The sequence below is a fragment of the Chromobacterium rhizoryzae genome, assembly GCF_020544465.1.
GTDB lineage: Bacteria > Pseudomonadota > Gammaproteobacteria > Burkholderiales > Chromobacteriaceae > Chromobacterium.
In genome coordinates, this window is the sequence record NZ_CP066126.1 from 3613711 (window position 1) to 3635177 (window position 21467).

Sequence of the window (21467 nt, forward strand, 5' to 3'; positions counted from 1 at the left end):
CGCGTTCTTGCCCCATATCAATTTTGATTCATCTAGAAATATGCTCATTCGTATTTTTTAGTAAATTATAATTTTGTTATTTACATTGAGCTGGATATGGAATTACTGATAGGCACGATAGTCACGCTGCTGGTGGGCCGGGCTATCTTCAAAGGCTACTCCGCCACCGGCGTGCTGATGCTGGGCGGTCTGGCGCTGTTGATCGCCACCGCCTTGCAAGGCATGCCGGTGCTGCCCAAAAACGTGGCCGCCACCGGCCACGCCGCCACGGACATCGCCGAGTTCGTCAAATCCCTGCTCAGCAGCCGCGCCGCGGACCTGGGCCTGATGGTGATGGCGCTGTGCGGCTTCGCCGGCTACATGACCCATATCGGCGCCAACGACATGGTGGTCAAGCTGGCCTCCAAGCCGCTCAGCCGCATCAAGTCGCCGTACGTGCTGATGGTGGCGGCCTACTTCGTCGCCTGCCTGCTGTCGCTGGCGGTGTCGTCCGCCACCGGCCTGGGCGTGCTGCTGATGGCCACCTTGTTCCCGCTGATGGTGAACATGGGCATCAGCCGCGGCGCGGCGGCGGCCATCTGCGCGTCGCCGGCGGCGCTGATCTTGTCGCCCACCTCCGGCGACGTGGTGATCGCCGCCCAGGCCTCGGGCATGCCGCTGATCGACTTCGCCTTCAAGACCACGCTGCCCATCTCGCTGCTGGCCATCGCCGGCATAGGCTGCGCCCACTTCTTCTGGCAACGCTATCTGGACCGCAAGGAAAACCTGCCGCTGACGCGCCAGGACGTGCACGAGATCGTCACCGACGCGCCGGCGCTGTACTGCCTGCTGCCGTTCACGCCCATCGCCGGCGTGCTGGTGTTCAACGGCAAGCTGGCGCCGGAACTGCACATCGTCACCGTGCTGATCCTGTGCATCGCGCTGGCCGCGCTGGTGGAATTCCTGCGCCATCGCCGCGCCGCGCCGGTGTTCGCCGGCCTGGAAGTGGCTTACAAGGGCATGGGCGACGCCTTCAGCAGCGTGGTGATGCTGATCGTGGCCGCCGGCGTGTTCGCCCACGGCCTGTCCGCGCTGGGCTTCATCAATCAGTTGATCGGCCTGGCGCAGTCCTTCGGCTCCGGCGCCATGGTCTTGATGCTGGTGCTGGTGGCGATCACCACGCTGGCGGCGCTGACCACCGGCTCCGGCAACGCGCCCTTCTACGCCTTCGTGGAACTGATCCCCAAACTGGCGGCCGAAGCCGGCATCAACCCGGCCTTCCTCGCCATCCCCATGCTGCAGGCGTCCAATCTGGGCCGCACCGTGTCGCCGGTGTCCGGCGTGGTGGTGGCCTGCGCCGGCATGGGCCAGGTGTCGCCGTTCGAGATCGTCAAGCGCACCTCGGTGCCGGTGATCGTCGGCCTGGTGATTGTGGTATTGGGCACGCTGGCGCTGGTGCCGGCCTGAGAACCCGTTCAATGTCTGCTGCGCGTCGGCAGGATGGATATAAGAAGCGCATTGAAAACAGCTCCGAAATGCTCATGTACCGTATGTGCATTCCGCTCCCTTAGCCGCAACGCCTTGTCTCGCCCTCGCTCGCGAGACTTTGAACAGGCTCTGAGAACCCGTTTCCGATCTGCTGCGCTTCAGCAATAAGGCGTTTGAAGCACCGTCAAACCCGATTCCCGCCGAAGAGAAAACGGCCGCCCTCAGGCGGCCGTTTCTCATGGCGCAAGGGAAAGCTTATTGCTGGGCCGGGGTGTTCTCGGCGAAGTATTCGTGGTTGTCGGCGTTGTTCAAGGCTTGGGTCGGATTGGTCTTCGCCAGGTTCTTGGCGCCCGCCTGGCCATAAACGTGGTCGTCGGTGCCCGCCACCACGGTGAAGTGGGACAGCTCATGCACCAGGGTGCCGCCCTTGGAGTCGGTGCCGCTGGTCGGCGCGTTCCAGAAGGCGCCGCACAGATAGATCTTGTACGGCTGCGCAGGATAGACGTAAGCGTAAGTGCCGGCCTGGGTGCAACCGCAATCGATGCTGATCGGCTTGGTGTCCAGCGCGTCCTTGATGCTGACGTAATGGGACTTGGCGGTGTTCCAGTTGGCCAGCGCGTACTTGCCGAACCACGTGGTATAGCGCGGGGTGCCGGACGGAGAACCGGACAGATAGCTGACCGAATCGTTGGCCATATTGATGGCCGCGCTGACGCCGCCGTTGGTCTGGCTTTGCTGGGTCACCGAGCAATTGGCCGCGTAAGTGACGCTGGAAGCGGCCGCCTTGCGGCTGAGGATGGACCATTCGCGTTGCGCGTCCAGCGACTGCTTCAACAGCTTGCTGCTGCGGCCGGCCACCGACACGCTGGCGGTATTGGAGCTCAGCACCTCGTCGGCGGCGACGGCGGCGTCCGCGCCGGAGGCGATCTTGGCGTTCAGCTGCGGCGCGGCGCGGTTCAGCACGCGGGAGCTGGCCGCCTGGAAGCGCACGTCGAAACGGCCGCTTTTCGACATATCGTAGTAGTCGGACACCTTGACCTTGACGCTCAGCGAAGCGCCCGGCGCCAGCGCCACGGTATCCTTGATGGTGGGCACCGCCCGCTTGTAGCGCGGCCCCAGATAGCTGACCGGCTTGCCGTCGCGGCTGACCTCGAAAATCTGTTCCTGCAAATCCTGCCCCGGCACGTACCATTTGTAGATATGCAAGGTTTCCTTGCCGGCATTGCGGTAATTCAACACCACCTCGACGTCCTGATCCGCCGCCACCGCGGCCTGCTGCTTGGCCACGCTCACTTGCAGATCATGCGCCTGGGCGAAGCCGCCCCCCAAAGCCATCACGAACAAGGCAATCGGCAACACTTTTTTCATTGATCTTCTCCTGGCGGAAACACCGGCCCCTCTGCCGCGCTTGTGGCCCGACAGCGCGTTGCCAGCCCTTCCAACCCCTTTGTCATCACGTGTTTATTAAAATGGATCGCAAACATATTTCGAATGCGAAAGTCATTAATTACATGACGAAGACATGATTTCAATCAAGAAAAGCGGCCTTGCCGACACGAAATCGGCGGCTGTCTGATTTTTGGCACGCTTCATAAAACAGCCTGTTCTAGGTTAAAGTAGCGGGTTGCCCTGCTTGGTGAGACCGATCCAGGCAGGCGACATGCCGGCAGGCCCGCGCCGCGCCCGGCTCCGCATCTCAACCTTCGACTGTTTATCGAATGGCGAACACAATGAATCAGACACCTGAAAAGGCTCTGGTCGTCCTTTCCGGCGGCCAGGACTCCACCACCTGCCTGTATTGGGCCTTGCAGACCTTCGGCCGCGACAATGTCGAAGCCGTCACCTTCGACTACGGCCAGCGCCACCGCGTGGAGCTGGACTGCGCGCGCAAGATCGCCGCGCTCGCCGGCGTGCGCCAGACCGTGCTGCCCATCGACACCTTCGCCGCCATCGGCGGCAACGCGCTGACCGACGCCGACATCGCGCCGGAAGACGGCGCCCGCGACGACGACGCGCTGCCCAACACCTTCGTGCCCGGCCGCAACCTGATCTTCCTGACCTTCGCCGCCGCGCTGGCCTATACCCGCGGCGCGCGCCACCTGGTCGCCGGCGTCGCCCAGACCGACTATTCCGGCTATCCCGATTGCCGCGAAAACACCCTCAAGGCGCTGGAAGTGGCGCTGCGGCTGGGCATGGACAGCCGAGTGGAGCTGCACGCGCCGCTGATGTATCTGTCCAAGGCGGAAACCGTGGCTTTGGCGCAACAAGTCGGCGCGATGGACGCATTATCCTGGAGTCACACCTGTTATAACGGACAGGTGCCGCCCTGCGGCCATTGCGCGTCTTGCGAGTTGCGCGCCAAGGGTTTCGCCGAAGCCGGCGTGCCCGACCCGCTGATCGTCCGCTGCCAAACCCGCCAGGAGGACTGAGATGCACACCTCCAGCCTGATCGCCGGCGCCCGCTTCGAAGCCGCCCGGCAGGTGAGCGGCGCGTCCGACCTCACCGCGCGCCCGCATGGCCACAGCTTTCGCGTCATCGCCCGCGCCGACGCCCAATACCCGGCCCACGAGCGGCTGCAGGCGGCGCTGGACGCCGCCGTCGCGCCGCTGGACTACGCCGATCTGAACCGCCAACTGAGCCAATGCGACGATCTGGCGCTGGCCGCCCACCTCGCCGCCGCCCTGCCCTGCCCGGCGGCGCTGAGCCTGCAAAGCTCGCCGCAGCGCGGCGTGACGCTGGACGGCGACCTCACCCTCAACTGGATACAAGTTCAGTTCGAGGCCGCCCATCAACTGCCCCATGTGCCGGCTGGCCATAAATGCGGCCGTCTGCACGGCCACGGTTTCGGCGTGCGTCTCGCCGCCGATGCCAGGCTCAGCGGCCATCCGCGGCTGGAGGCCGCCTGGCGGCCCTTGTTCCTGGAACTCAATCACCGCTATCTCAACGACATCGCCGGCCTGGACAACCCCACCAGCGAGGTGCTGGCGCAATGGCTGCATCAGCGGCTGGCCGACACGCTGCCGGGCCTGGCCTGGGTGGAGGTGCGCGAAACCCATAGCGCCGGCAGCCAGTACGACGGCCGGCGCTTCCGCATCTGGAAGGAACAGCGCTTTGAAAGCGCCCGGCCCTTCAACGATCAGGGCGCCTACACCGGCCACAGCTATCTGGTCCGGCTGATGCTCAGCGGCGAGCTGGACCAGGCCATGGGCTGGCTGTTGGACTTCGGCGACGTCAAGGACCGCTTCAAGCCCATCTACCGCCAGCTGGACCACAATCCGCTGGACCGGCTCAGCGGCGTGCGCGGCGGCGACAGCGCCTCGGTGGCGGAGTGGGTGCACGCCCATCTGTCGCCGCTGGTGCCGGAACTGGCGCGCATCGATCTGATGGAGCAGGAGCTGCGCGGCGTGTCGCTGATGTTCCGCGACGATATGCGCTGGCCGCTGCTGTAAGAACCTGTTTACGATCTGCTGCGCGTCGGCGGGATGGATAGAAATGGGCGTTGAAACCGAACTCAGTGCTCATGTACCACGTGTACATTCCGCTTTTTCGCTCGTTTTCGCCTTGTCTCGCCTTAGCTCGCAAGATCGTAAACACGTTCTAAGCCTGTCCCTTCATTACATTTAGAGAACGCGCTGTGACGACTTACACGGTCAAGGAAATCTTCTACACGCTGCAAGGCGAAGGCCGGCAGGCCGGCCGCGCCGCGGTGTTCTGCCGCTTCTCCGGCTGCAATCTATGGTCCGGCCGCGAGGAGGACCGCGCCAAGGCGGTCTGCCAATTCTGCGACACCGACTTCGTCGGCGTCGGCCCGGACGGCGGCAAATTCAAGAGCGCGGCGGCGCTGGCCGCGCGCATCGCCGCGGAATGGCCGGCCGGCGCCGGCGGCGCGCCCTATGTGGTGTGCACCGGCGGCGAGCCCTTGCTGCAACTGGACGCCGAGCTGATCGCCGAACTGCACCGGCTCGGCTTCGAGGTGGCGGTGGAAACCAACGGCACCGTGGCCGCGCCGCCGGGGCTGGACTGGATCTGCGTCAGCCCCAAGGCCGGCGCGGAACTGCTGCTGCAAAGCGGCGACGAACTGAAGCTGGTCTATCCGCAGGCGACGCAGACGCCGGAAAGCGTCGAACAGCTGGACTTCGACACCTTCTATCTGCAACCGATGGACGGCCCGAACCTCGCCGCCAACACCCGCGCCGCCATCGCCTACTGCATGGCCCATCCGCGCTGGCGGCTGTCGGTGCAGACACATAAAGTTACCAATATCCGCTGAACTTGCCGGGCCCTTCGGGGCCCAATCCTTATCCGCCTCCCTCGCCCCCTCGCTCCCCCCGCAAAAAAAAACCGCGTTCCGCCGTAATGGAACCGCCTTGACGCCGACTTACCGGCAAGAAGGGCGGCCAGGCGGCGCGGTGAATCAAAAAATCGCATCTACAGTGTAAGAAGCCGGCAAGGCCCCCGACTCAATCCATGTCCGACCCGGTGAAAGCAAGGGCGGGAAACGCGGGCTCGTTTATAATCCGCACCATCAAGTTTCGGCCACAGGCCGTTAAACAGGAGAACCACCATGAGTACCAGCAAAACCCTGATCGCATCCGCTCTCGGCGCCGTCGTCGCCATCGGCGCGCTGGCATCCGCTCCGGCGGCCGCCGCCGACAAGGAAAAGTGCTACGGCATCGCCCAGGCAGGCAAGAACGACTGCGCGTCCGCCACCGGCGCCCACTCCTGCGCCGGCCAGGCCAAGACGGACAAGGACCCGGGCGACTGGAAATACGTGGCCAAGGGCAGCTGCGAGAAAATGGGCGGCAGCACCGCTCCCAAGAAGTAAGCCGGACCCGGCCGGAGCACGGCCCTTGTCGCGCGCCGGCCGGAATCTGAACGAAATCTGAAAGAACGAATTTCAAATCCATGTAGTCTCAGCGAGGTTTGCCAATCGCCGGTCTTGGAGTCCGATCACAAACCGGCCCGCACCCACCTCACAGGAGACTGACATGAACACCGCTCGCAAACTGCTCGCTTCCGCCGTCGGCGCCGTCATCGCGCTGGGCGTCGCCGCCTCGGCTCAGGCCGAAGATCCGCCTCAGCCCAAGGAAAAATGCTACGGCGTCACTCCGGCCGGCAAGAACGACTGCGCGTCCGCCGACGGCGCCCACTACTGCGCCGGCGAAGCCAAGGTGGACAACGATCCCAACGAGTGGCACAACGTGCCCAAGGGCACATGCGAGGGCCTGGGCGGCCGCACCACGCCGCCGCCGAAGCAATCCTAATCGCGCCGCCGGGCCCGCCCGGACGGGCGACCCGAGGTGAATGATGATGGAAACCAAGCTTCCCGCGGTGTGCGGCGTCGGCCTGCGCGCCCCGCATTACCGCGAAGCGCTGGACAGCCGCCCGGACCTGGGCTGGGTGGAAGTGCACAGCGAGAACTTCTTCGACGGCGGCATGCCCTGGAGCATGCTGCGCGAAGTGGCCGCCTGTTGGCCGCTGTCGCTGCACGGCGTCGGCCTGGGCCTGGGCTCGGCCGCGCGCCCGGACCCGGCCCATCTGGCCTCGCTCAAGCGGCTGGTGGACGCCGTACAGCCGGCCGCGGTGTCGGAACACCTGTCCTTCAACCATTCCGAACGCCGTTTCGTCAACGATCTGCTGCCCATTCCCTATACCCGCGAATCGCTGACGGTGATCGCCGGCCACGTCGCAGAAACCCAGGACGCGCTGGGCCAAGTCATCTTGCTGGAAAACCTGTCCAGCTATCTGGAGTTCCCCGGCAACGAGATGCACGAGGGCGAGTTCCTGGCCGAACTGGTGCGCCGCACCGGCTGCGGCATCCTGCTGGACATCAATAATCTCTACGTCAACCGCGTCAATCTGGGCGTGGACACCGACGCGGTGCTGGACGCGCTGCCGCCGGAGGCGATAGGCGAGATCCACCTGGCCGGCTACAGCGAACGCGAGGGCATGCTGGTGGACACCCACAGCCAGCCGGTACACGACGGCGTCTGGCAGCTGTACCGCGAAGCCATCGCCCGGCTGGGCCCGCGGCCCACCTTGATCGAATGGGATCTGGAGATTCCGCCGCTGGCCACCCTGCGCGGCGAGGCCGCCAAGGCCCAGGCCATCCTGGAGGCCGCGTATGAACGGGTTTGATTGGCAGGCGGAACTGCTGGAACAGATCGCCGATCCGGCCCGCGCGGCGGAAGCGGCGCTGGCGCTGAACCCGGCCGGCCTCGCGGTCTACCGCAACAATTACCGGGTGGGGCTGATCGACACCCTGGCCTTCATCTACCCGGTCTGCCGCCAGCTGGTGGGCGAGGACTTCTTCACCGGCCTGGCCCGCGTCTTCATCGGCGGCCATCCCTCGCATAGCGGCAATCTGCATCTGTACGGCGCCGGTTTCGGCGACTTCGTCGCCGGCTTCGAACACGCGCGCGAACTACCCTATCTGGCGGACGTCGCGCGGCTGGAATGGCGGGTCCACCGCGCCTACTACGCCGCCGACGCCGCGCCGGCCGACAGCGTCGCGCTGGCCGCCTTCCCGCAGCAACGCTGGGGCGAACTCAGGCTGCGGCCGCTGCCCGACGTCGCCGCCCTGCTCAGCCCCTGGCCGGCCGCGTCGATCTGGCTGGCCCATCAACGCCAACCGGTGGAGCTGGACGTGGATCTGCACCGGCAGCCGGAGGCGACGCTGGTCTACCGCCTCCAGGGCCGGGTTCAGGTCGACATCGTCGGCCCCGGCCTGGCCGCGCTGCTGCAAGCCTTCCTCGACGGCGCGACGCTGGAAACCTCGGTGGAACAGGCGCTGGCCGCCGAAGCGGACTTCGACCTGCAAGCCGGCCTGCTGCGGCTGTTCCAGCAGCGCCTGATTCAAGACGTCACGCTGTAAACACGCTTAAACCCTAAGAGCCTGTTCACGATCTCGCGAGCAAGAGCGAGACAAGGCGAAAACGGCTGAGAAAGCGGAATGTACGAGTGGTACATGAGCATTTCGAAGGTGTTTTCAACGCCGTACCGCGGCAGCGCAGCAGATCGTAAACAGGTTCTAAGCGCCGAACCTCATCCAAGCTTGCGGGCATGGAGGGGGAACGCACGCCCGCGGTTTGCCATCCGCCGCCGCTGAACCATACTCAACACACAGGAGACACCCGCCATGAACCCCTTGACCTGCTCCCGCCTCAACGCGCCCTACCGCTGGCTGATCCGCGGCGGCGATCTGCTGCAACCGCTGCTCTTGCTGCTGTTCCGGCTGTGGATCGCCAATGTGTTCTTCAAATCCGGCCTGACCAAGATAGACGACTGGGACACCACCCTCCTGCTGTTCACCGAGGAATACCACGTGCCGCTGCTGCCGCCCGCCATCGCCGCGGCCTTGGCCACGGCCGGCGAACTGGGCCTGTCCGCGCTGCTGGCGCTGGGCCTGGGCGCGCGCTTCGCCGCCGCCGGCCTGTTCATCCTCAACGCGGTGGCGGTGATCAGCTATCCGGGGCTGACCGAGGCCACCCGCGAATTCCATTACTACTGGGGCATGCTGATCGCCGCCGTGTTCGCCTTCGGCCCCGGCCTGCTGTCCCTGGACGCGCCGCTGCGGCGCTGGAGCCGGTGCCATGCGGCGCGGGACTGAACCGGCGGCCGGCGCGGCGTGGCATAATGCCCGTTCCGACACGCATTGACCCGCCACGCCATGAGCCTCGCCTACACCCTGGTGATCCAAGCCGACGCGCTGGACCCGCATCATCTGCATGAACTGGCCCACCTCGCCGAGGCCACCCATATGGACCATCCCAGTCCAAACGTGGCGCGCCTGCGCGGCGCGGCGCCGGCGCAACGGACCGCGGCGCTGGCCTTGTGCGAGCAATGGGGCTACGACGGCGCCTATGTCGAAGCCGGCCGCAGCTTCGCCGATTTCGGCCTGCTGGTGTCGGATATGGACTCCACGCTGATCACCATCGAATGCATAGACGAAATCGCCGACATGAACGGCCTCAAGCCACAGGTGGCGGCCATCACCGAGCGCTCGATGCATGGCGAACTGGACTTCGCCGCCTCGCTGACGGAGCGGGTGGCGCTGCTGCGCGGGCTGCCGGAAAGCGCGCTGGAACAGGTCTATCGTGAAAGAGTCAGGCTGATGCCGGGCGCCGAGGCCTTGCTGGCCGCCTGCAAACGCCACGGCGTCAAATTCATGCTGGTGTCCGGCGGCTTCACCTTCTTCACCGACAGACTGAAAGCCGAGCTGGGCCTGGACTTCGCCTTCGCCAATCAGTTGGAAGTGGAAAACGGCGTCTTGACCGGCCGGGTGCGCGGCCCCATCGTCGACGCCGCCGCCAAGAAGCGCTTGCTGATCCAGCAGCGCGAGGCGCTGGGACTGAAACCGGAACAGGTGCTGGCGATGGGCGACGGCGCCAACGACTTGCAGATGCTGGCCGAAGCCGGCGTCGGCATCGCCGTGCACGCCAAGCCGGTGGTGCGCGCCCAGGCCGACATCGCCGTCAACCACGGCGGCCTGGACCGCATCCTGAACCTGTATCACTGAACGGCCACGCCGCGGGAGCCGACCGATGAGCTTATTTCCCGAACTGGGCAGCGCCAGTTTCGACGCCGAACTGCCGTTCTCGGTCCAGCCCTTGCCGGGCGGGATCTGCCCGGCGCGCCAGGAACGCGAAACCCGGCTGGCGCTGCGGGTGCTGGCCGCGCCTACCGAAACCCTGCCCGAGGCCGATCCGATGCTGGTCAGGCTGGAGGCCAAGCTGGACCTGGCGCTGGAAGTGTCGCTGCTGTCCCGCCATCCGGAGCGCCCGCCGCTGACGCCGTGCCGGCTGGGCCTGGACAGCATCGCCTGGATCTCCGACCACGCCAACCACGGCAGCGAGCCGGTGCTGGTGGCGCTATGCCCCAATCCCGATTCCGCGCTGCTGCTCTTCCTCGCCGCCCGCATCAACACGGTGACGCCGGGCGAAAACGGCAACTATCTGATTCGCGCCGACATCGCCGGCGCCTTCGACGAAACCACTCGCCTGCTGTGGGAGAAATGGGTGTTCCGCCGCCATCGCAAGGCCATACTGGAACGCTAAGAGCGTGTTCACGATCTTTCCGAGAGATGGCTCCAAGGCATGGAATCCGCTGCGCGCTACCGTCGCGCTGCTCGAACAGGCAGCCGCTTAAGTCCTCGGACCTGCCACCCGACGGCAGGCTTGAAGGGACCCGGGGCGCGTCGGATACGCGGCTTCCTGTGCACCAAACCGTGTTTCAAAGTACAGGTAAAAGATCGTAAACAGGTTCTTAGCCCTCGCGCGGAAAGGCGATCAAATGATCCAGCTCCAGCCGGATGCCTATCGCCTCCCCCACCGCGTGGTCGTGATGGCTGGGCACCTGGGCCAGCACCCGCTGGCCGGAAGGCAGCGCCAGCGTGTAATGGAACTCCGCGCCGCGGAACACCTTGGCGCAGACCAAGGCCCGCGTCGGACTGGCGTCGTCGTGCTGCACATCGTCGGGCCGCACCAGCACGTCCACCTCGTCCCCGGTCTCGAACTGCAAGGGCACGATGCCGCAGAACTCGCCTATCTCCAACGCCACGCAACGCGGCCCGGTCACCTTGCCGGCCAGGAACACGCCCTGGCCGATGAAGTCGGCGACGTAGCGGGTGGCCGGTTCGTGGTACAGCCGGTACGGCGTGTCCCACTGCAATAACCGACCCTGCTGCATCACCCCGACGCGGTCGGCGATGGCGAAGGCCTCGTGCTGATCATGGGTCACCATGATGGCGGTGGCGCCCTGGCTTTTCAGGATGTCGCGCACCTCGCGCGACAAGCGCTCGCGCAGGTCCACGTCCAGATTGGAAAAGGGCTCGTCCAGCAGCAGCAGGCTGGGCCTCGGCGCCAGAGCCCGCGCCAGCGCCACCCGCTGCTGCTGGCCGCCGGACAGCTCGTGCGGGTAACGCCGCGCCCACTCCGCCAGGCCCACCACCTCCAGCACCTCCAGCACCCGCGCCGCGCGCTGGGCCTTGGGCAAGGCGTCCAGGCCGAAGCCGACGTTGCCGGCCACGGTCAGATGCGGGAACAAGGCGTAGTCCTGAAACACCATGCCGATGCGGCGCTGATGCGCCGGCACCTGCTCGCGGATGGAGCTGATCACCTGGCCGTTGAGGCGGATCTCGCCGCCCAGCAGGCCCTCGAAACCGGCAATGCAGCGCAGCACCGTGGTTTTGCCGCAGCCGGAACTGCCCAACAGGCAGGCGATTTCGCCCGCCCGCAATTCGAAACTCATATTGTCGACCACGCGGGTCTCGCCGTACTTCTGGCTGACCAGGTCGAACTCCAGCAAAGCTTGCATATCCATACGCTTCATCTCAGGCCGCATCCTTCTGCCGCGACAGCACCCATACCGGCAACAGGCCGGCCAGCACGATGGCCACCGCCGGCAAGGCCGCGCGCTCCCATTCGCCCTCGGTGGTCAAATTGAAAATTCTCACCGCCAGCGTGTCCCAGCCGTAAGGCCGGGTCATCAGCGTGATCGGCATCTCCTTCATCACGTCGACGAACACCATCAGCGCCGCGGTGAACAGGCCGCCGCGCAGCAGCGGCAGATGCAGGCGCGCCAGCAGGCGCAAGCCGCTGTAGCCCATATTGCGCGCCGCCTCCTCCTGGCTGCGGCTGATGCGGTGCATGGCCGCGTCCACCGCGGAATGCCCCACGGCCAGGAAGCGCGCCACATAGGCCAGCATCAGCACCAGCAACGTGCCCTTGATCACCGCGCTGGCGTCCGCCGCCAGCCAGGGGCGCAGCCAGTCCAGCAGCAGATTGTCGAACCAGGCCACCGGCACGAACACCCCCACCGCCAGCACCGTGCCCGGCACCGCGTAGCCCAGGGTCGCCAGCCGGCTCCACAAGCGGGTCCAGCGCGTCGGATCGCGCCGCGCCGCGTAACTGAGCAATAAGGCGATCATGGCCACCAGAACCGCGGCCAGCGAGGCCAGCAGCAGCGAGTTGGCCACGTGGCCGAGGAAATCCGCGTCCAGGTCCTCGGCCAGGTGGGCGCCAGCCCAGACCAGCAGCTGGCCGAAGGGCAAGACGAAGGCCAGCGCCAGCACCAGCGAGCAGGCGGCGGCGGCCAGCCAGCCGGCCGCGCCTTCCAGCCGCAAGCGCGGCTGCGGCGCCGCCTTGCCGGCCTGGGTATAGGCGCGGCGGCCGCGCGAACGCTGCTCCAGCCACAGCAGCAACAGCACCATCAACACCAGCAAGGACGCCAGTTGCTTGGCCGCCGGCAAGGAGAACAGGCTGAACCAGGCCTTGTAGATGGCCGAGGTGAAGGCGTCGAAATTGAAAATGGCCACGGTGCCGAAGTCCGCCAGCGTTTCCATCAGCGCCAGCATCAGGCCGCCGGCGATCCACGGCCGCGCCATCGGCAGCGCCACGCGGCGGAAGCCCTGCCAGCGCGACAGGCCCAGCGACTGCCCCACCTCCAGCGCGCGCCGGCCCATGGTGGCGAAGGCGTTGCGCGCCAACAGATAGACATAGGGGTAGAAGGCCAGCGACATCACCAGGATCACGCCCGGCGTGGAACGGATATTGGGCACCCAGGACGAATCGCCGAAACGCTCGCGCAGCCAGGTCTGCAAAGGCCCGGTGAAATCGAACAGGCCCAATTGCGAAAACGCCAGCACATAGGCCGGCATCGCCAGCGGCAGCATCAGCGCCCAGTGGAAGAAACGGCGGCCGGGGAAATCGTGCACCGCGGTCAGCCAGGCCAGCGGCACGCCCAGCAGCAGCACGCCGGCGCCGACGCCGCCTATCAGATACACGGTGTTGAGCAGCAGCTCCGGCAGCGTGTAATCGTACAAATGCCGCCACACCTCCCAATCCGGCGCCAGCAGCGACCATAAAATCACCAGCAAGGGCGCGACGGTCAGCAGGCTGACGCCAAAGGCCAGGCCGCGCCAAGGCGACAGAGAACGGATCATCGGCGGAGAAACCATGTCAAAAACGCAGGGAAACAAGCAAAGACAGCCTGCCGGGGCTTTGGTGCCCGACAGGCTGTAAATAAATGCGGACAGGCTGCCCGCCGCGGCTTATTTGTAGCCGACGCGGTCCATCAGCTTCACCGCTTCCGCCTGGCGCGAACCGGCGTTGGCGACATTGATGTAGCTGTGCTTGAAGTCGCCCCAGGCGGCCACGCGCGCGTCAGGCTTGACCTTGGGGTTGACCGGGAACTCCATGTTCACGTCGGCGAACATATTCTGCGCCTTGGCGCTGGACAGCCATTCCAGGAACTTCAGCGCGCCCTTTTCGTTCTTGGCGTACTTGACTACGCCGGCGCCCGAAACGTTCACATGGGTGCCTTTGCCCGCCTGGTCGGCCCAGAAGATGCCTACCGGCAGATTGGGCGATTTTTCCATCAGGCGGCCGTAGTAATAGGTGTTGGCGATGCCCACTTCGCACTGGCCGGCGGCGATGGCCTCCAGCATCTTGGTGTCGTCCGGGAATTCGCGGGTGGCCAGATTATCCACCCAGCCCTTGACCACTTTCTCGGTCTTCACCGGGCCCAGATCGGACAACATCATCGCCACCAGCGACTGGTTGTAGACCTTCTTGGACGTGCGCAGGCACAGCTTGCCCTTCCACTTGGGATCGGCCAGGTCGGCGTAGCTGGACAGCTGGCCCGGCTTCACTTTCTGGGTGTTGTAGAAAATGGTGCGCGCGCGGATGGACAGGCCGTACCACTCATGGCCCGGATCGCGCAGATAGGACGGAATGTTGGCGTCCAGCAAGGGCGACTTCACCGGCTTGAACAGACCCATCTTGGCGGCCTGCCACAGATTGCCGGCGTCCACGGTCAGCAGCAGATCGGCCGGGCTGTTGCTGCCCTCGGCGCGCAGGCGCTCCATCAGCGGACCTTCCTTGTCCGACACCAGCTTGATGTTGACGCCGGTTTCCTTCTTGTAAACCTCGATGATGGGCTTGAGCAGTTGCTCGGCGCGAGCGCTGTAAACCACTACGTCTTCCGCCATGGCGTGGCCGGCGAAACCCGCCAGGACGGCGGCAAGCATCAGGTGCGTTTTCAAGGTGTGTCCCCTGTTGGGTTGAGCGATAGGAATCAGAGCCTCAATCTAAGAGCCTGTTTACGATCTGCTGCGCTGCGGCGATACGGCGTTGAAAACGGCTTCGAAATGCTCATGTACCGTGTGTACATTCCGCTTTCTCAGCCGTTTTCGCCTTGTCTCGCTCTAGCTCGCAAGATCGTAAACGGACTCTAACAAAAATGAGAATGCTTATCAATCTAGTAAACACCCCTGCTTTCGTTTTAATCGAAACAAATAAAAAGACCCGCCGCGGCGGGTCTATCTCAAGCTTGCCAGCCATCACGGCCAGGCTTCACACATCCTCGGAATCGCCCCAGCCGCTGCGGTCGCCAATGTTGAACACCTTGTCGGCCGGGGCCACGTCGCCGGCGCCCAGCGTCGGTTCCGCCGCCAGCCGCGCGTAGATGGGCGCGAAGTCCGGCGCGGTGGCGTCGAACAACTGCTGGAAGCTGTCGATGACGAAATAGGTTTTCTGGAAAGTGTCGATGCGGTAGCGGGTGCGCATGATGCGTTCCAGATCGAAGCCGACGCGGTTGGGGCTGGCGCTGTCCAGGCAGTACACCGATTCGCCCTTGCTGGACACGATGCCCGCGCCGTAGATGCGCATGCCCTTGGGCGTGTTGATCAGGCCGAACTCCACCGTGTACCAGTACAAGCGCGCCAGCATCGGCAAGACGCCCAAGGCCTTGGCCTTCATCCCGCCCTTGCCGTAAGCCTCCAGGTAGTCGGCGAACACCGGATTGATCAACAGCGGCACATGGCCGAACAAATCATGGAACACATCGGGTTCTTGCAGATAGTCCAGCTGATGCGGCTCGCGCAGCCACCAGGTGACCGGGAAACGGCGGTTGGCCAGATGCTCGAAGAACACGTCGTCCGGAATCAGGCCCGGCACCGCGACGATCCGCCAGCCGGTGGCGGCCATCAGTTGTTCATTCAGCTTGGCGAAGTCCGGCACCCGGTCCGCGTCCACGCCCAGGCGCTCCAGGCCTTCCAGGAATTCGTCGCAGGCGCGGCCCGGCAGCATCTCGCTCTGGCGGCGGTACAGCGTGGCCCAGGTAGCGTGGTCGGCGGCGGTGTAGCGCTCCAGCGGTTGCGGCAGGGTGAAGTCCGCGCTGTCGTGGCTGAGTCCGACGTTCTTGCGCGTGGTGATGTCGGGCACGACGAAATCGGCTCGGTCGTTCATGGCGGTGGGTCCGGATATTTAGGTGGATAACTCTAGTTTAGGCCCGGAGCGATGCGGGAAGACCGCAAAATTTGCCTGTATGCGATTTTTTTTGCACACTTGCCGCATATAACCGCCATGAAATGCTCACTATGCGCAAAATTGAATTAGACCGCTTCGATTACCAGATCCTGGACGCGTTGCAGCACGACGCCCGCGTCACCCATCAGAAACTGGCGCAGCAAGTGGCTTTGTCCGCGTCCCAGATCGGCCGCCGCATCCAGCGCATGGAGGAAAGCGGCGTGATCCAGGGCTATCAGGTGGCGCTGAAGCCGGAACAGGTGGGCTTGTCGGTGATGGCTTTCGCCCACGTCAGCCTGGAGCGCCACAGCGAAAGCGCCTTGCAGGAATTCGCCCAGGCCATCAACGAGCTGCCGGAAGTGCTGGAATGCTACGCCGCCGCCGGCGAGGCGGACTATCTGCTGCGCATCGTGGTGCCGGACCTGCCCTCGCTGTCCACCTTCGTGATGAACCGGCTGATGCGGCTATCGCTGGTGCGCAGCGTCAAATCCACCATCGCCTTGAACGCGATCAAACAGACGATGAAGCTGCCGCTCTCGTCAGTGCCGGAATGAAAAACGGCGGGAATATCCCCGCCGTTTTTGACTTCAGCCCCCTCAGCGCTTGAGCTTGGCGAACGCCGCCGCCATCGCGGTGTCGCCGGCCGGCTGCTGGCCGCGCTGGCGGTCGCCGCCGCGCCGGTCCTGAGCGCGCGGGCCGTCGTTGCGCGGGCCACGGCTGTTGCCGGCGCCCGGCGCGTCGTCCAGCCGCATGGTCAGCGCGATGCGCTTGCGCGCCGCGTCCACTTCCATCACCTTGACCTTGACCACATCGCCGGCCTTGACCACTTTGCGCGGGTCGTCGACGAACTTGTTGGACAAGGCCGAGATGTGAACCAGGCCGTCCTGGTGCACGCCGATGTCGACGAAGGCGCCGAAGTTGGCGACATTGGTGACCACCCCCTCCAAGACCATGCCCGGCTGCAAGTCCTTGATGTCCTCGACGCCGTCCTGGAAGGTGGCGGTCTTGAACTCCGGACGCGGGTCGCGGCCCGGCTTGTCCAGCTCACGCAGAATGTCCATCACCGTGGGCAGGCCGAAGCGCTCGTCGGTGTAATCCACCGCCTTCACCGTTTTCAGGAAACCGGAATCGCCGAGCAGCGATTTCATCTCGCGGCCGGTCTTGAGCACGATCCGCTCCACCACCGGATAGGCTTCCGGATGCACGGCGGAGCCGTCCAGCGGATTGTCGCCGTCGCGGATGCGCAGGAAGCCGGCCGCCTGTTCGAAGGTTTTGTCGCCCAGCCGCGGCACTTTCAGCAATTGCTTGCGGTTGCGGAAAGCGCCGTTCTGATCGCGGTAGGACACGATATTGGCCGCCAATGTGGCGTTGAGGCCGGAGATGCGGGTCAACAGCGGCGCCGAGGCGGTGTTGACGTCGACGCCGACGGCGTTGACGCAATCCTCCACCACCGCGTCCAGCGCGCGCGCCAGCTGGCTCTGGTTGACGTCGTGCTGATACTGGCCGACGCCGATGGACTTGGGATCGATCTTCACCAGCTCGGCCAGCGGGTCCTGCAAACGGCGGGCGATGGACACCGCGCCGCGCAGCGACACGTCCAGATCCGGGAATTCCCGCGCTGCCAGTTCCGAGGCCGAGTACACCGAGGCGCCGGCTTCGGACACCACGATCTTGGTCATGCCCAGCTGCGGATAGGCGCGGATCAGCTCCTGCGCCAGCTTGTCGGTTTCGCGGCTGGCGGTTCCGTTGCCGATGGCGATCAGATCCACGCGGTGACGCGCGCACAAGGCGCCCAGCACCGCCAGCGAGCGGTCCCAGTCGCGGCGCGGCTCGTGCGGATAGATGGTGGCGGTGTCCAGCAGCTTGCCGGTGTCGTCCACCACCGCCACCTTGCAGCCGGTACGCAAGCCCGGGTCCAGGCCCAGGGTGGCGCGCCGGCCGGCCGGCGCCGCCAGCAAGAGGTCGTGCAGATTGTCGGCGAACACCTTGATCGCCTCGGCGTCGGCGGCGTCCTTGAGCCGCGACACCAGCTCCAGTTCCAGCGACAGGAAGATCTTGGCGCGCCAGCACAGGCGCACGCCGTCCAGCAGCCATTTGTCGGCCGGGCGGCCGGCGTCGCTCACGCCGAAGCGCGCGGCGATCAACTGCTCGTAGGCGGAGCGCTCGGTGATCGGCGTCTCGTCCGGCTGATACTTCAGCGTCAGACTGAGCACGCCCTCGTTGCGGCCGCGCAATAGCGCCAGCGCGCGGTGCGAGGGCGTGGCGCGGATGGCTTCGCGGTGCTGGAAATAATCGGAGAACTTGGCGCCCTCGTGTTCCTTGCCGGCTACCACCTGGCCGGCCAGCTCGCCCTCGCTCCACAGTTTTTCGCGCAACCGCCCCAAGAGTTCGGCGTCCTCGGCGAAGCGCTCGATCAGGATGGCGCGCGCGCCGTCCAGCGCCGCCTTGGCGTCGGCCACGCCGGCTTCGGCGTTGACATAGGCGGCCGCGGCGGCGTTGGGGTCCTGGCTAGGGTCGGACAGCAGACTGTCGGCCAAGGGCTCCAGCCCGGCTTCGCGCGCGATCTGCGCCTTGGTGCGGCGCTTGGGCTTGTAAGGAAGGTAAAGGTCTTCCAGCGTGGTCTTGTTGTCGGCGGCGTAGAGCGCGGCCTCCAGTTCGGGGCTCAGCTTGCCTTGCTCGGAAATGCTGCCGAGGATGCTGACGCGGCGCTCGTCCAGTTCGCGCAGATACACCAGGCGCTCGGCCAGGGTGCGAAGCTGGGTGTCGTCCAGACCGCCGGTGACTTCCTTGCGGTAACGGGCGATGAAGGGAACGGTGGCGCCGCCGTCTATCAGTTCGATGGTGGCGGCCACTTGCGCCTCGCGGACGGAGAGTTCCGCCGCCAGACGATGGGAAATGCTTTTCAACATCGGTTTTTATTCTTTCGAGTTGAACAAAAACCGCTACTCTACCGCCATTGCCGACAAAATCAACCGGGACGCCGCATAGGGCGTCCCGAAATCAGCGCAACCGGACAAATCAGGTGCCCGCCGCCACCGGGCTTTCCAACCAGGCCTGGGCCTCTTCCGCGGTATCGAAATACTGGGTGCGGGTATTGGACAGCAAGCCGGCGATGTGGGCGGCCAGCTTGATCCAGACATCGCTGACCACCAGCGCCACGCGGCCGACATGGTTTTCATGGGCGCGCATGAATTTGACCTCTTCCACCGCCATGTCCAGCGTGAAGTCCTTCAACTCGGTCAGGTCCAGCAGCAGGTCGGGCTTGGCGCACTCGGACTGGCGCTTGAGCAAGGCCTCTTCCAGCAGCTTGAAGTCCGCCAGCGTGAATTCGTTGTACAGCGCCACGTCCAGGCCGTAGTGTTGTTCGCGTATCGAGATCATGTGCTTCTCCTTTGCGGTGTCGCTTTCATTTTAAGGCTTGGCCGCACTGGCGCGGCAAGCTTTTTCAGGCGGCCGGCAGCGTCTTGAGCCAGGCGACGAGCCGCCCGCGGGCGTTGCGGCAGGGCGAGGCGGTATTGAACTGTATCATCCGCCCGCGCGTCCATTTGTCGTACCAGGCGCGGCCGTACAGCGCCTCGTCGGAGTAGCTCTCCACCAGCGCCTCCACCTGGCGCTGGCTGTCGTCCAGCATCGCGCATAGCCGCGTCCAATCGCCTATCCCCTGGTAATCGCGGTAGAACTTCTGCGCCAGCAGGCCCAGTTGATTCCAGCGGTAGCCGGCGTCAGGAAAGTCTATCGGCAGGCCTTCCCGCTCCAGCCGGTGCCACTTCTGCACCAGCGCCTGCCAGCCCAGCAGATAGGCCAGCAGATCCGCCGCGCTCATCCGGCTGTTCTTGGCGTGGCCGTCCAGTTCCTGGACGAAGGCGCGCTCCGGCGGCACCCGCACCAACACCGCGCGCAAGCGCCGGTATTCGTCCCTCATCGCCGCCAGCAAAGCCGCCTTGTCCGCCGGTACCGCCATCCTCCCACCCTCCAGGCCGGGTCCGGCGCAGCGCCGGATTTCGATTCCAGCTTAACGCCGGCTGGCCAACATGCCGCTGACGATGATCAAACCCATCGCCGCCAAGCCGGCGGCGCTGAGCGGGTCGCCCCACAGCCCCACACCCAACAGGGTGGAAAACACCACGGTCAGATAGGACAGATTGGCGGCCAAGAGCTTGCGCCCCACTTTATACGCGCGGGTCATCGCCAATTGGGCGATGGTGGCGGTGGTGCCCAGGCCCAGCAGCAGCCAGACGTTTTCCAGCGTCACCGGGTGCCAGGTTTCGAACAACATCAGCAGCAGGCCGCCCAGCGTGGAGATCAGCGCGAAATAGAACACCACCTTCCATTCCGGCTCGCCCTGGCGGCCCAGTTCCCTCACGTGCAGATAGGACCAGCCGGCCAGCAGGCCGGAGCCGACGCCGAGCAGGCCAGCCACCCAGGCCTCGCTGGACAAGGTGGGCCGCAGCAACAGCACCACGCCGACAAAGCCCAGCGCCAGGCCGGCCAGCGCCTGCTTGGGCAGGCGCTCGCGCAGCAGGACCACCGACAACAGCGCCAGGAACATCGGCGAGGTGTAGTTGAGCGTGACCGCCGTGGACAGCGGCAAATGGGCGATGGCGTAGAAATACAATAGCATCGAGACGTAGCCGATCAGGCCGCGCTGCACGTGATAGCGCAGCAAGGGGGTGGCGAAGCGATCGCGCCGCCACAAGGCCGCCGCGCCCAGGGTGACCACGCCCATCAGCGTGCGCCAGAACACCAGCTCGGTGGAGGAGAAATACTCGGCGCCCAGCTTGACGAACACCCCCATCAGGCCGAAAAACACCGCCGCCACCACCATCCAGCCCGAACCCAGGCGCCACTTTCCGCTAGTCAAACCACGTTATCCTTATGCATTGTTGATGTGGCCGCGCCAATGCGGCGTCCGCGGCGACTGGCGCTTCCAGGCCATCGCCGCGCCCAAGGTCAGCGCGCCGATGGCGGTGCGCCAGAACAGCAGCTCGGTGGAGCCGAAGGCGTCGGCGCCCAGCTTGACGAACATGCTCATCAAGGCGAAGCACAGGGCCGCCACCACCATCCAGCCGGAGCCTAAACGTCCCTGGCGCAAGCGCAGCCCCAGGGTTCTCGCGCCCTCGCTCAGCGCCGGCGTCATCGTTTCAACAATTCCAGCGACAGACAGATGGCCTCCATCTGCCGGCGGTAGGTCTTGAACTCCGACGCGTTGGCGGCGCAGCGCGCCTCCGCCATGCGCTTTTTGTCCCCCAGCTGGAACACGTGCAGATTATGCCGGACGATCCACAAGCGGTTGGAGACGAAACGGCCGTCGCGGTATTCGGTGACCAGCCGGCCGCTGCGGCTGTTGCCGCGGGCGAAATTGGCGGCTTCGCGGTTATCGCCCTCGCGGCGGTATTTCTGCGCCAGCCGGGCCAGGGTGTCGCCGCGCCCCGGCTTGCGCGCGAACACCTGCACATCGATGGCGGCGCGCTCGCGCTGGTCCGCCTTGGGCGGCACCACGCGCAGCACGCGCTGACCGTCCACCACGCTGGGGCGGACCTTCCAGCCCGGCGGCACATTGAAACGCACCCGGCTGGCGGCGTCGGTATAGACGGCGGCCTGGGCCAGCGGAGCCAGCAAGGCCAGCGACAAGGGCAAACAGCGGAAAAGCGTTTTGAGCATGGAATCGGGCAAACCAGAATAAGAAAGGCGCG

At 65.3% G+C, this 21467-nt stretch carries 23 protein-coding genes; 12 read left to right on the forward strand and 11 right to left on the reverse strand.

All coding sequences use genetic code 11. The features are described from left to right. Positions 1 to 96 precede the first annotated feature (96 nt). On the forward strand, positions 97 to 1446 hold the full coding sequence (gene dcuC, locus JC616_RS16270) for an anaerobic C4-dicarboxylate transporter DcuC (protein WP_107800077.1): 1350 nt from the start codon (positions 97 to 99) through the stop codon (positions 1444 to 1446). 276 nt (positions 1447 to 1722) lie between these two features. Here dcuC and JC616_RS16275 read toward each other — a convergent pair whose 3' ends face one another. Continuing rightward, on the reverse strand, positions 1723 to 2835 hold the full coding sequence (locus JC616_RS16275; protein ID WP_227104255.1) for a M35 family metallo-endopeptidase: 1113 nt from the start codon (positions 2833 to 2835) through the stop codon (positions 1723 to 1725). A 362-nt stretch (positions 2836 to 3197) separates the two neighbouring features. Between JC616_RS16275 and queC the strand changes: the two genes are divergently transcribed. The 10 genes from queC (at position 3198) to JC616_RS16330 (ending at position 10524) form a co-directional block, all read left to right on the forward strand. After that, positions 3198 to 3896 (forward strand): 7-cyano-7-deazaguanine synthase QueC, encoded by a 699-nt coding sequence (queC, locus tag JC616_RS16280; RefSeq protein ID WP_107800079.1) that lies wholly within the window; start codon positions 3198 to 3200, stop codon positions 3894 to 3896. 1 nt (position 3897) lies between these two features. Next, complete coding sequence (locus JC616_RS24630) at positions 3898 to 4917, forward strand: 6-pyruvoyl trahydropterin synthase family protein (RefSeq protein ID WP_449727706.1); 1020 nt, start codon at positions 3898 to 3900, stop codon at positions 4915 to 4917. A 185-nt stretch (positions 4918 to 5102) separates the two neighbouring features. Then, the gene (queE, locus tag JC616_RS16295; RefSeq protein WP_227104257.1) at positions 5103 to 5738 is read left to right on the forward strand and encodes a 7-carboxy-7-deazaguanine synthase; all 636 of its coding nucleotides are present in this window, start codon (positions 5103 to 5105) and stop codon (positions 5736 to 5738) included. A gap of 294 nt (positions 5739 to 6032) precedes the next feature. Continuing rightward, positions 6033 to 6293: a BufA1 family periplasmic bufferin-type metallophore gene (locus JC616_RS16300; RefSeq protein WP_107800082.1), complete on the forward strand. Its 261-nt coding sequence runs from the start codon at positions 6033 to 6035 to the stop codon at positions 6291 to 6293. A gap of 163 nt (positions 6294 to 6456) precedes the next feature. Next, positions 6457 to 6732, forward strand: a complete 276-nt coding sequence (locus tag JC616_RS16305) for a BufA1 family periplasmic bufferin-type metallophore (protein WP_107800083.1) — start codon at positions 6457 to 6459, stop codon at positions 6730 to 6732. Positions 6733 to 6778: 46 nt separating this feature from the next. After that, complete coding sequence (gene bufB / locus JC616_RS16310) at positions 6779 to 7606, forward strand: MNIO family bufferin maturase (protein ID WP_227104259.1); 828 nt, start codon at positions 6779 to 6781, stop codon at positions 7604 to 7606. Then, positions 7593 to 8342 carry an HvfC/BufC family peptide modification chaperone gene (locus tag JC616_RS16315; RefSeq protein WP_227104261.1) on the forward strand — a complete coding sequence of 250 codons (750 nt, stop codon included), beginning with the start codon at positions 7593 to 7595 and terminating at the stop codon, positions 8340 to 8342. The genes bufB and JC616_RS16315 overlap by 14 nt, the downstream gene beginning before the upstream one ends. Positions 8343 to 8606: 264 nt before the next feature. After that, a complete protein-coding gene (locus JC616_RS16320; RefSeq protein WP_227104262.1) occupies positions 8607 to 9077 on the forward strand; it encodes a DoxX family membrane protein in 471 nt (156 codons plus the stop codon). Between the two features lie 60 nt (positions 9078 to 9137). Beyond that, complete coding sequence (gene serB / locus JC616_RS16325) at positions 9138 to 9986, forward strand: phosphoserine phosphatase SerB (RefSeq protein WP_107801900.1); 849 nt, start codon at positions 9138 to 9140, stop codon at positions 9984 to 9986. Between the two features lie 25 nt (positions 9987 to 10011). Continuing rightward, positions 10012 to 10524: a hypothetical protein gene (locus JC616_RS16330; RefSeq protein ID WP_227104264.1), complete on the forward strand. Its 513-nt coding sequence runs from the start codon at positions 10012 to 10014 to the stop codon at positions 10522 to 10524. Between the two features lie 208 nt (positions 10525 to 10732). Here JC616_RS16330 and JC616_RS16335 read toward each other — a convergent pair whose 3' ends face one another. The 4 genes from JC616_RS16335 to phhA all read right to left on the reverse strand — a co-directional run bounded on the left by JC616_RS16335 (position 10733) and on the right by phhA (position 15714). After that, positions 10733 to 11797 (reverse strand): ABC transporter ATP-binding protein, encoded by a 1065-nt coding sequence (locus JC616_RS16335; RefSeq protein WP_227104266.1) that lies wholly within the window; start codon positions 11795 to 11797, stop codon positions 10733 to 10735. A gap of 1 nt (position 11798) precedes the next feature. Beyond that, positions 11799 to 13409, reverse strand: a complete 1611-nt coding sequence (locus tag JC616_RS16340) for an ABC transporter permease (RefSeq protein ID WP_227104268.1) — start codon at positions 13407 to 13409, stop codon at positions 11799 to 11801. A 108-nt stretch (positions 13410 to 13517) separates the two neighbouring features. Continuing rightward, positions 13518 to 14510, reverse strand: coding sequence for an extracellular solute-binding protein (locus JC616_RS16345; RefSeq protein ID WP_107800088.1), 993 nt, complete (start codon positions 14508 to 14510; stop codon positions 13518 to 13520). A gap of 310 nt (positions 14511 to 14820) precedes the next feature. Continuing rightward, complete coding sequence (gene phhA, locus JC616_RS16350) at positions 14821 to 15714, reverse strand: phenylalanine 4-monooxygenase (protein ID WP_107800089.1); 894 nt, start codon at positions 15712 to 15714, stop codon at positions 14821 to 14823. A gap of 131 nt (positions 15715 to 15845) precedes the next feature. Between phhA and JC616_RS16355 the strand changes: the two genes are divergently transcribed. Then, on the forward strand, positions 15846 to 16328 hold the full coding sequence (locus JC616_RS16355) for an Lrp/AsnC family transcriptional regulator (RefSeq protein ID WP_227104270.1): 483 nt from the start codon (positions 15846 to 15848) through the stop codon (positions 16326 to 16328). 42 nt (positions 16329 to 16370) lie between these two features. Here JC616_RS16355 and JC616_RS16360 read toward each other — a convergent pair whose 3' ends face one another. The 6 genes from JC616_RS16360 to JC616_RS16385 all read right to left on the reverse strand — a co-directional run bounded on the left by JC616_RS16360 (position 16371) and on the right by JC616_RS16385 (position 21435). Continuing rightward, positions 16371 to 18683 carry a Tex family protein gene (locus JC616_RS16360; protein WP_227104272.1) on the reverse strand — a complete coding sequence of 771 codons (2313 nt, stop codon included), beginning with the start codon at positions 18681 to 18683 and terminating at the stop codon, positions 16371 to 16373. Between the two features lie 109 nt (positions 18684 to 18792). Beyond that, positions 18793 to 19155: a SpoIIAA family protein gene (locus JC616_RS16365; RefSeq protein ID WP_048415463.1), complete on the reverse strand. Its 363-nt coding sequence runs from the start codon at positions 19153 to 19155 to the stop codon at positions 18793 to 18795. A gap of 64 nt (positions 19156 to 19219) precedes the next feature. Further along, on the reverse strand, positions 19220 to 19735 hold the full coding sequence (locus tag JC616_RS16370; protein WP_227104274.1) for a ClbS/DfsB family four-helix bundle protein: 516 nt from the start codon (positions 19733 to 19735) through the stop codon (positions 19220 to 19222). A gap of 51 nt (positions 19736 to 19786) precedes the next feature. Further along, positions 19787 to 20599, reverse strand: coding sequence for a DMT family transporter (locus JC616_RS16375; protein WP_404990271.1), 813 nt, complete (start codon positions 20597 to 20599; stop codon positions 19787 to 19789). 48 nt (positions 20600 to 20647) lie between these two features. Beyond that, positions 20648 to 20911 carry an EamA family transporter gene (locus JC616_RS16380; RefSeq protein ID WP_227104278.1) on the reverse strand — a complete coding sequence of 88 codons (264 nt, stop codon included), beginning with the start codon at positions 20909 to 20911 and terminating at the stop codon, positions 20648 to 20650. Next, on the reverse strand, positions 20908 to 21435 hold the full coding sequence (locus tag JC616_RS16385; RefSeq protein ID WP_107801906.1) for a hypothetical protein: 528 nt from the start codon (positions 21433 to 21435) through the stop codon (positions 20908 to 20910). Before JC616_RS16385 ends, JC616_RS16380 begins: the two co-directional genes overlap by 4 nt. Between the last annotated feature and the right edge of the window lie 32 nt (positions 21436 to 21467).

Coding starts and splice junctions, on each gene's coding strand:
- JC616_RS16360 (WP_227104272.1), bottom strand. CDS start 18,683: ATGTTGAAAAGCATTTCCCATCGTCTGGCGGCGGAACTCTCCGTCCGC.
- phhA (WP_107800089.1), bottom strand. CDS start 15,714: ATGAACGACCGAGCCGATTTCGTCGTGCCCGACATCACCACGCGCAAG.
- JC616_RS24630 (WP_449727706.1), top strand. CDS start 3,898: ATGCACACCTCCAGCCTGATCGCCGGCGCCCGCTTCGAAGCCGCCCGG.
- JC616_RS16385 (WP_107801906.1), bottom strand. CDS start 21,435: ATGCTCAAAACGCTTTTCCGCTGTTTGCCCTTGTCGCTGGCCTTGCTG.
- JC616_RS16380 (WP_227104278.1), bottom strand. CDS start 20,911: ATGACGCCGGCGCTGAGCGAGGGCGCGAGAACCCTGGGGCTGCGCTTG.
- JC616_RS16365 (WP_048415463.1), bottom strand. CDS start 19,155: ATGATCTCGATACGCGAACAACACTACGGCCTGGACGTGGCGCTGTAC.
- JC616_RS16340 (WP_227104268.1), bottom strand. CDS start 13,409: ATGATCCGTTCTCTGTCGCCTTGGCGCGGCCTGGCCTTTGGCGTCAGC.
- JC616_RS16300 (WP_107800082.1), top strand. CDS start 6,033: ATGAGTACCAGCAAAACCCTGATCGCATCCGCTCTCGGCGCCGTCGTC.
- JC616_RS16355 (WP_227104270.1), top strand. CDS start 15,846: ATGCGCAAAATTGAATTAGACCGCTTCGATTACCAGATCCTGGACGCG.
- JC616_RS16320 (WP_227104262.1), top strand. CDS start 8,607: ATGAACCCCTTGACCTGCTCCCGCCTCAACGCGCCCTACCGCTGGCTG.
- queC (WP_107800079.1), top strand. CDS start 3,198: ATGAATCAGACACCTGAAAAGGCTCTGGTCGTCCTTTCCGGCGGCCAG.
- dcuC (WP_107800077.1), top strand. CDS start 97: ATGGAATTACTGATAGGCACGATAGTCACGCTGCTGGTGGGCCGGGCT.
- JC616_RS16370 (WP_227104274.1), bottom strand. CDS start 19,735: ATGGCGGTACCGGCGGACAAGGCGGCTTTGCTGGCGGCGATGAGGGAC.
- JC616_RS16315 (WP_227104261.1), top strand. CDS start 7,593: ATGAACGGGTTTGATTGGCAGGCGGAACTGCTGGAACAGATCGCCGAT.
- JC616_RS16330 (WP_227104264.1), top strand. CDS start 10,012: ATGAGCTTATTTCCCGAACTGGGCAGCGCCAGTTTCGACGCCGAACTG.
- JC616_RS16305 (WP_107800083.1), top strand. CDS start 6,457: ATGAACACCGCTCGCAAACTGCTCGCTTCCGCCGTCGGCGCCGTCATC.
- JC616_RS16275 (WP_227104255.1), bottom strand. CDS start 2,835: ATGAAAAAAGTGTTGCCGATTGCCTTGTTCGTGATGGCTTTGGGGGGC.
- serB (WP_107801900.1), top strand. CDS start 9,138: ATGAGCCTCGCCTACACCCTGGTGATCCAAGCCGACGCGCTGGACCCG.
- JC616_RS16335 (WP_227104266.1), bottom strand. CDS start 11,797: ATGAAGCGTATGGATATGCAAGCTTTGCTGGAGTTCGACCTGGTCAGC.
- bufB (WP_227104259.1), top strand. CDS start 6,779: ATGGAAACCAAGCTTCCCGCGGTGTGCGGCGTCGGCCTGCGCGCCCCG.
- JC616_RS16375 (WP_404990271.1), bottom strand. CDS start 20,599: ATGGTGGTGGCGGCGGTGTTTTTCGGCCTGATGGGGGTGTTCGTCAAG.